This is a genomic window from Hydrocoleum sp. CS-953, from assembly GCF_002260545.1.
In the GTDB taxonomy this organism is placed as follows: Bacteria; Cyanobacteriota; Cyanobacteriia; order Cyanobacteriales; family Microcoleaceae; genus Trichodesmium.
This window is the reverse complement of record NZ_LGSU01001234.1, coordinates 1-8,355: the sequence shown is the minus strand read 5'-3', so window position 1 is coordinate 8,355 and position 8,355 is coordinate 1. Positions and strand designations below refer to the sequence as shown.

The following is an 8,355-nucleotide window of genomic DNA, read 5'->3' as shown; positions in this document are numbered from 1 at the left end:
ATAACAAACTCTGTTCCTTCTCCTAATTGGGAATAACAAAATATTTTTCCACCATGTTTTTCTGTAATAATATCATGGCTAATTGATAAACCTAATCCTGTTCCTTTGCCAACTTCTTTAGTTGTAAAAAAAGGGTCAAATAATTTTAACTTTATTTCTTCGTTTATTCCCGGACCATTATCTATAATTCTGATAGTAACCCAATCAAAATTTAATACTTCTGTTTGTATTTGGATTTGAGGCGAATTTGCCTTAATCTCTTGAATATTTTTTTCTTGATATTCATGTAAGGCATCAATAGCATTACTGATAATATTCATAAATACTTGGTTAATTTGCCCACAATAGCATTGTATTTTCGGCAATTTTCCGTAATTCTTAATCACTTTAATATTTGGAGAATTAGGTGTAGAGTACAAGCGATTTTTTAGAATCATTAAGGTACTATCTAAAGCTTCGTGAATATCTATATACTTAATTTCTGATTCATCTAAACGAGAAAAGATTCGCATTGTTCTGACAATTTCACGAATTCTTTGTGTTCCTATACTCATTGATTGGAGCAATTTTGTTAGGTCTTCGATGATAAATTCTAAATCAATCTCCTTAATTTCCTCTTGAATTTCTGGAGGTGGCTCTGGATAGTATTGCTGATATAATTGAATTAATCTTAATAAATTTTGAGCATATTCTTGAGCAGGACTCAAATTCCCATGGATAAAATTCACTGGGTTATTAATTTCATGGGCAATTCCAGCAGCTATTTTTCCTAAAGCTGAAAGTTTCTCTTTCTGAATTAACTGCATCTGAGTTTCTTGTAACTCATGTAAGGCCAGCTTTAACTTGGCTTGAATATTTAATTCCTGAATTTTTTGATTCAGTAGAATAAAGCTATTATTGGCTTCACTCTTTTTTTCCAGACGTAAAAGGAGTTGAGCTGCTGATTCAAGTTGCTTTGGCTGAATTACAGCTCCTTCTGAACGACAAATAACTGTATTTCCAGTAGATGTGCGAATTGTGAGGGAACCTATAACCATTTTCCGACTTCTTGAACAAGCCTGCAAATATTTCTTTATATTCTCTTCTTTGTCCGTGAGAAATTCACAAAGCTGTTTACCTTTTAACTCTTTAGTAGATAACTCAAACAGGGAAGTACCTGGCTTATTGATGGCTAGAATTTCACCTGTTGAATTGAGAAATATAGAGGGTTCAGGTAACACCCTAGCTAATTCAGTAAACTGTTCAGGAGTCATGTTTGATACTTTCACAAAAAATCTGGTTTAAAGCTTCCCCCCTTTCTGGGAGATTTTAATATTCTATAATTCAGACAAGTCTAAAAGCCTTGATTTGCTAAATCAAAAGATCATTTCTATCTCTTCAAACCAGTAAATAATATTATCTCTGCTTGAAAGTTATAAATAATTAAGTCTGAGGACTGAAGACAAAGTTAGGAGAGGCAATATGGGCAAAAGAAAAATACTTCTTACCTTCCCTGTATCTTCTCGATATAGCTCTGATAACATCTGAAAATGAGTTCTAATAATTAGGTTTGAGGATAGAAAAGAAATAAGGTATTTATATCATGTCCGGTTGAATAATTAGAAATAATAAAGGAGGCGTTAGGAGTCAGGAGCAAAAAGGAAGGCATAATTACAGAGAAAGTTTTTTTCAACACTAATTAACCAGACATAATATAAATCAAATAAATGATTTTTTATCCTTTAAAGTATTCTCTTCCCTCTGCATCTTCTGCATCTTCTGTTAGTTTTAAATAAACTACTACCCGACAGCTCTCAGCACCTTCTGCAATTGTTTCTTGCAACTCAACTTTAGCATACCCTAAATTATTAGCTGTAATTGAACCAAAAACATTAGAAGTCATCATACACATAGAAGGACGATCAATAACTTTTTCAGCAAACGGACAAACTCGGTTACCAAAAANAAATCAAATAAATGATTTTTTATCCTTTAAAGTATTCTCTTCCCTCTGCATCTTCTGCATCTTCTGTTAGTTTTAAATAAACTACTACCCGACAGCTCTCAGCACCTTCTGCAATTGTTTCTTGCAACTCAACTTTAGCATACCCTAAATTATTAGCTGTAATTGAACCAAAAACATTAGAAGTCATCATACACATAGAAGGACGATCAATAACTTTTTCAGCAAACGGACAAACTCGGTTACCAAAAACAATTTTTTCATCATCCTCCTCAATTATGTAAAAATCTCCTTGAATTCTTTTCTTCAAATCTACTAATACTTGAGCAACTTCTTCCCGAGAAAGGTTAGAAACGTTCAATGCAGATTTATAAGCACTATTGATTTGGTCTCCCATAGCTTGACCTACAACGCTAATAAAACCTGCTGCTTCTTCTAACCCGACAACCTCCTGTAATGTTCCCGATAGTTCCCGAATTAAGGTTCGGAGGAATATATCTCGTTCGAGGGTGATATCAAGCTGAGAAATAGGGTTTTGAAAATCTTGAGATAAACTCATAGTCAAAATAATTTAGATTTTTATAACTTTTCTATTATCACTATAGCTGTATTTAATATCTGGACTACAATACTTTTTAATAATACTAAAAACAAGAGATTTTTCTTATACTAATTTTATTAAAAAATGTTATATCAAATCTGTGGAATTAGGTATGAAAAAAATGTCCGAGCAACTTATAGCGGTTTTCACTTCATGACTTGCATTACTTCTTCCTTCTTCCTTTAAACCCAAATCTCTGTACTCTAAAAAACATGAAAACTGCTATAATTCTTAAATCTTTCCCTCTTCATCTTCCCTTCTAACTTCTGAGTCCTAAGTCCTCAGGAATTATGCGATGCTACCGGATTTGATATTAGACTATAGACATGAAAAAGAAAAGATATAACTCTTTTTGTAAGAGTAGACAACAGCTCCAGAAGACAATAGGTAACAAGGAAGAGATTTGAAGGAGGTTTTTTTAGGAAAAATTAGCAACTTTTCCGGAATTTGTCACAATTTATGCGAAAATCTAATTATTGATACACCCTGATTGATCAAACCCAGCTAGTTTTGGCTGGGTTTTCTTTATTCTTTTTCTTTTGAAAGTTGGTACTAGATACTAAAATTATATAGCACTACGTTACCAATGGATAATGGATAATTAATCAATTTGGCTTATTGCCTCTCCGTTTCAAATTAAGAAGCATTTCTGCTTCATAAAACTGATATAAAACGTCATATAACGACATTTTAATATTTACTTCCTGCTTCTACTTCTCTCCATACCTATTCCCTGTTCCCTAAAACCCTAAATATATGTACTTCATAACAGCAGAAACCGCTGTAAATTTTGGCTTTTAACCTTTGTATTGTGCCTAGCGCTATAGGTGTTGAGAATTTTTTATAGGAGTTGCTTTGAGGATAATTTCTGGACTTCGGACGGATATCTTAGTTATCAAAATTACCGAATTATTAATAATTAAATAATTATGGTTTAAAGCCTCCCCTTGGATAGGGGAAAAAAGCGGTCGTTTCGGCGCTTGAGCCGACATGAAAAGCGGAGCTTCCCGTAGGGTGGGATGGCGTTAGCGGAGCGGCTCTGCAAGAGCGGGTCTCCTTTCCCTCCGGGACGCTACGCGTTTCGCTGCGCGACATATAAAGCGGAGCTTTGCGCTAGCAAACGCCATATCCAATCGACCAAGAGAAGAAATAATATTTCCTTATTTTAAATCAAGAACGGTTTTAACCAGAGGTAATTATCAATTATCAATTATCCATTATCAATTAATGAACCTATCTGAATTCTTAAGGAATTAGAATCTATATTCTACAGTCATTCAACAACGCCTTAAATTTTCTTAGGTTTTTCTACTAATAATCATAATTGTGACAGGGTTAAGAGGATTAAATCGAGTTAAATTAGCTACAGGTATAGAACGAGATAACTGCACCTGCAAAAGACGATAACTCCAAGAGCGATCGCTCCTTCTTCTTTCCTCTACCCAACTCACAGCAGTATGCAAATTTTCCAAAGTTGTAAATGCTAAAACTATTACTCCTCCAGGTAGCATTCTAATTCCACAAACTCCCAGAATATTTCTGAGTTTACCACTATTACCCCCAATAAAAATTCTATGGGGAGGGCGAAGATGATGTAAAATTTCGGGAGCATTACCGTGAATAGAAACTACATTTTTCACCTGAAAGCGACGGCAATTTTCTTCAATTAAACCTGTTCCTGCTGAAGTTTTTTCAATTGCATATACTATAGAATTACTGCAAAAGCGAGCAATTTCAACTGAAACAGAACCTGTTCCAGCACCAATATCCCATACTATTTGTCCTGGTTGTAAACTCAACTCAGCTAAAATTAACACCCGCACTTCCCGTTTCGTCATCAACCCTGGGCGGTCATCATAACTTAAAAAATAATTATCTGGTATCCCCAACAGAGGCAAATTAACTAAATCTACAGTTTGATTAGCTATTATAGCTTGACGCAATAATACTACCAAATTTAACGGTGCAAATATTTCCTGTTGTACTGCATTTATAGACAATTTTTGCACCCGTTCATCCTCACTACCAACATTTTCACATACCCAAAATTGATATGTAGTTGGTAAATTTAAAGCTAGTAGCAAATTAGCGATCGCCTTTGGTGTATTCGTTGGATCTGTTAACACAGCAATTTTCTCAACTCCCTGCTGTAAAGCTTGAATTAACTCATCCATAGAGCGACCATGAACGCTAATTATTTTTGCATCTTGCCAAGGAATTTTGATGCGACTAAAAGCTAATTGTACAGAACTCAGATGGGGGTAAAACCTTAATTTTTCTGCTGGGAAATGTGTAACTAATAACCTTCCTAAACCAAAAAATAGGGGATCTCCTGAAGCTAAAACCACTATACAACTATTAGGAGTATCTAAATGCTGTCGTATTTCTACAATTGCCTCAAGTACATCTCCTAGTAAAATAGTTTCGGCGTTATGATTAGGAAAATAACGGAGATGGCGATCGCTTCCTACCAATAAAGTCGCTCTTTCCACAATTTTCCGTACTAACTCATTTAGTCCACTAACTCCATCTAAACCTATGCCAATAACATTTATAGTCACGATAATTACGTTTTTTTCCCTACTTGTCCCTGAGTCTCTCCATCTAGTTTTTCACCTATTGTTCTATAAGTCTACACCCTATAGACTGGAAAACTTCTATAAGCGAATGACCAAAAAATCAGGTTTCCAGCCTTCCTTTTTCAGGGGATGAAAAAGATATTCGATCAAAAAAAATCCTTAACTGAACCGTATTGAGTAATAACTGTTAATGAAGTTCCTCCGCAGGAGACTAAGTGTTCAATAATTGNTACCTCTCCCTAAAACGGATTGGATTGAATAAAAGGAAAATAAATTCATTGTTTCTCCACGGCGAGTGAGAGGCTTTAAACCTTAATTATTCGGTAACTGATAATTGAAATAACCCGCCGAAAATGGAATTATTCGGCGGGACTCAAATTATATTCACCAATTCTTCTATCTATATAACTAATAGACTTCTCCAAAAATGAAAAATCAAATCAATTCTTATCCATAAATTATCAATTACTCCCCCCTGTTCCCTGTTCCCTGTTCCCTGTTCCCTCTTTTCTGGAGATATCTAATGAAGTCAGGTCTTATTTATGGCCTGATTTCATTGTAAATCTACTACAGGCCAATCAGGTTGTTGATAGTACCGCATCATATCATCAAACTTTCGGAGTTCTCCACGATTTACCAAAATTTNCAATTCTTATCCATAAATTATCAATTACTCCCCCCTGTTCCCTGTTCCCTGTTCCCTGTTCCCTCTTTTCTGGAGATATCTAATGAAGTCAGGTCTTATTTATGGCCTGATTTCATTGTAAATCTACTACAGGCCAATCAGGTTGTTGATAGTACCGCATCATATCATCAAACTTTCGGAGTTCTCCACGATTTACCAAAATTTCTGGAGTAGTTTCCAACCATTGATGATTTAGTTCTGAAATACTATCTGCCAAACCAGCAATATCTAAATCTGATAGAATTTCCCCAAAATATCCCAAGGTAACATGAGCAGTAAAATGATATTGCTGTTCAATACCTAAAGCAATGAAATTAGGATTTTGATAAATTGACCGACGTAATTTTAGAACTTGCTCATAAGAACCTTCATCTTTTGGCACTAAACAAACACCAATTGCTCTAGTCATGACTATAATTCCAAAAATTTGCCATTGAATTTTATGGCCATTTGGGGAAATAGATAACTCCTGAAAACTTTCTCCAATACAAGAGCGTAATTTTTCCTCAAATTGAGGATTATTTTGACTAGCATTTATAAAGGCACTTTCCCAAATTAAATCAGCCAAGGTTAAATGAAAACTATTGCTAGGTACCGGAATCATTAAACTGGGACCGAATAGTTCCTTTAATTTGTCTTGACATTGTTGTAAATGCTGATAAAAATTACTATTTTGTGAGTCCTCTTCCCCTGGTGGAGTAATTACCGAATAACCAGGAAAAGGTGTAGCCTGAAATTGGCCATCCAGCTTAGTAAATTTTGGAGAAGGTTGGATATATTCCAACTGAGACTTGTAACTTTGTAGTAGCGTCATCTGAGCTACTCNCGAATAGTTCCTTTAATTTGTCTTGACATTGTTGTAAATGCTGATAAAAATTACTATTTTGTGAGTCCTCTTCCCCTGGTGGAGTAATTACCGAATAACCAGGAAAAGGTGTAGCCTGAAATTGGCCATCCAGCTTAGTAAATTTTGGAGAAGGTTGGATATATTCCAACTGAGACTTGTAACTTTGTAGTAGCGTCATCTGAGCTACTCGGTTAATGTAGTTCTGATATGTATCGTCCAATCTAATTGCCCCTTATCATTTCAGTTATCAGTTAGCCTCCTATCGGAGGAACTGCGTTAACAGTTAACAGTTATCAGTACCTCCTGCTGAACCAGGAGGGTTCAAAATACGGAATATTATTTTTTTATCCCCTTGAAAGAGGAGGCTTGAAACCCAAATTTTTAGGTCAAATAATAGCTTCTTATGCCAATTTACCTCTACTTTGGCGAGGATGAATATTCAATGATGCAAGCTGTTAATGCTTTGCGTGAATCTGTCCTCGATCCTACCTGGGCTAGCTTTAATTATGACAAAATTTCGCCAGCAACAGATGCAGTTCAAACTGGATTAAATCAGGCCATGACTCCACCGTTTGGTTCTGGTAGTCGTTTTGTCTGGCTCGTCGATACTAATATAACTCAGCATTGCTCACAAAATTTGTTAGAAGATTTGGAACGGACTCTACCTCAAATTCCTGAAACAACTGTGCTATTATTTACTACTTCCAATAAACCTGATAAAAGACTTAAGTCTACAAAATTGATCCAAAAAGTGGCTCAAGTTCGAGATTTTTCTCCTATTCCTCCTTGGAAAACAGAATTATTGGAGCAGCAAGTCAAGGAAATGGCTCAGGAAGTAGGAGTTAAACTTACTCCTGCTGGAATTACTTTTTTGGCAGAAGCTTTAGGTAACGATCGCCGACAACTCCATAGTGAGTTGACTAAATTGCAACTTTATGCTTCTCAAAATACTGTTTTAGATTTAGAAGTAATTACTACTCTGGTGGGGTCTCAGACTCAAAGTAGTCTAAAGTTGGCCACAGCTATTCGTTCGGGAGATACAGTTAAAGCTTTGGAGCTAGTAGCAGATTTAATTGCCCACAATGAACATCCATTAAGAATAGTAGCCACTTTAGTAGGCCAATTTAGAACATGGTTTTGGGTAAAATTAATGATAGAGAGAGGAGAAAAAGATGAAAAGGCGATCGCCCAAGCTGCAGAAATAGGCAACCCTAAAAGGGTATATTTTTTACGACAGGAGGTGAAGTCTTTATCATTAAATAAGTTACAGAAAACCTTACCTTTATTACTAGAGTTGGAGGTAAGTCTCAAGCAAGGAAAAGAGGAAATATCTACCCTACAAACCAAAGTCATTGAACTTTGTCAGCTATTTTCTCAGAAAAGATATGTCTAGAAAAGTTGATTAAACTATCAGGGGCTGAAACTCAAAATTCATAGTTAATTATCCTTACATTTATTAGAATAAATTACAGCAACCCTAAATAATTTATCAAAAATCAAGAAATAGATAAAAACTGGAAAATTATTACTTCTGTTGCCTGTTGTATTTTTACCGAAAAATAAAGGTTAAAAGCTTATCCTTTCAAGGAAAAACAAGAAAAATTTTTCCTTTTATTCAATCCTCTTCCTAAAAGGAAGAGGTAATTATCAATTATCAATTATTGAATAAATGTTTTGTTCACAACCTATTTGGGATTGCTA

The 8,355-nt window shown here is 35.1% G+C and carries 4 protein-coding genes and 1 pseudogene; 1 reads left to right on the top strand and 4 read right to left on the bottom strand.

Going from position 1 to position 8,355, the window contains the following annotated elements; all coding sequences use genetic code 11:
• The 4 genes and pseudogenes from AFK68_RS20975 to cbiE all read right to left on the bottom strand — a co-directional run.
• Nucleotides 1–1,268, bottom strand: a 1,268-nt coding sequence (locus tag AFK68_RS20975; protein ID WP_246844318.1) for an ATP-binding protein, incomplete at its 3' end; no start/stop codon positions are given.
• A 446-nt stretch (nucleotides 1,269–1,714) separates the two neighbouring features.
• Nucleotides 1,715–1,944: pseudogene (locus AFK68_RS42180) on the bottom strand (methanogen output domain 1-containing protein); the annotation flags it as partial.
• A 20-nt stretch (nucleotides 1,945–1,964) separates the two neighbouring features.
• The gene (locus AFK68_RS20965) at nucleotides 1,965–2,501 is read right to left on the bottom strand and encodes a methanogen output domain 1-containing protein (RefSeq protein ID WP_094674783.1); all 537 of its coding nucleotides are present in this window, start codon (nucleotides 2,499–2,501) and stop codon (nucleotides 1,965–1,967) included.
• A 1,340-nt stretch (nucleotides 2,502–3,841) separates the two neighbouring features.
• Entirely contained in the window at nucleotides 3,842–5,104 is a 1,263-nt protein-coding gene (cbiE, locus tag AFK68_RS20960) for a precorrin-6y C5,15-methyltransferase (decarboxylating) subunit CbiE (protein WP_094674781.1), read from the bottom strand.
• A 1,953-nt stretch (nucleotides 5,105–7,057) separates the two neighbouring features.
• On the opposite strand from cbiE, the gene holA reads away from it, so the two are divergent.
• The gene (gene holA / locus AFK68_RS20945; RefSeq protein ID WP_094674777.1) at nucleotides 7,058–8,047 is read left to right on the top strand and encodes a DNA polymerase III subunit delta; all 990 of its coding nucleotides are present in this window, start codon (nucleotides 7,058–7,060) and stop codon (nucleotides 8,045–8,047) included.
• The last annotated feature ends 308 nt before the right edge of the window (nucleotides 8,048–8,355 follow it).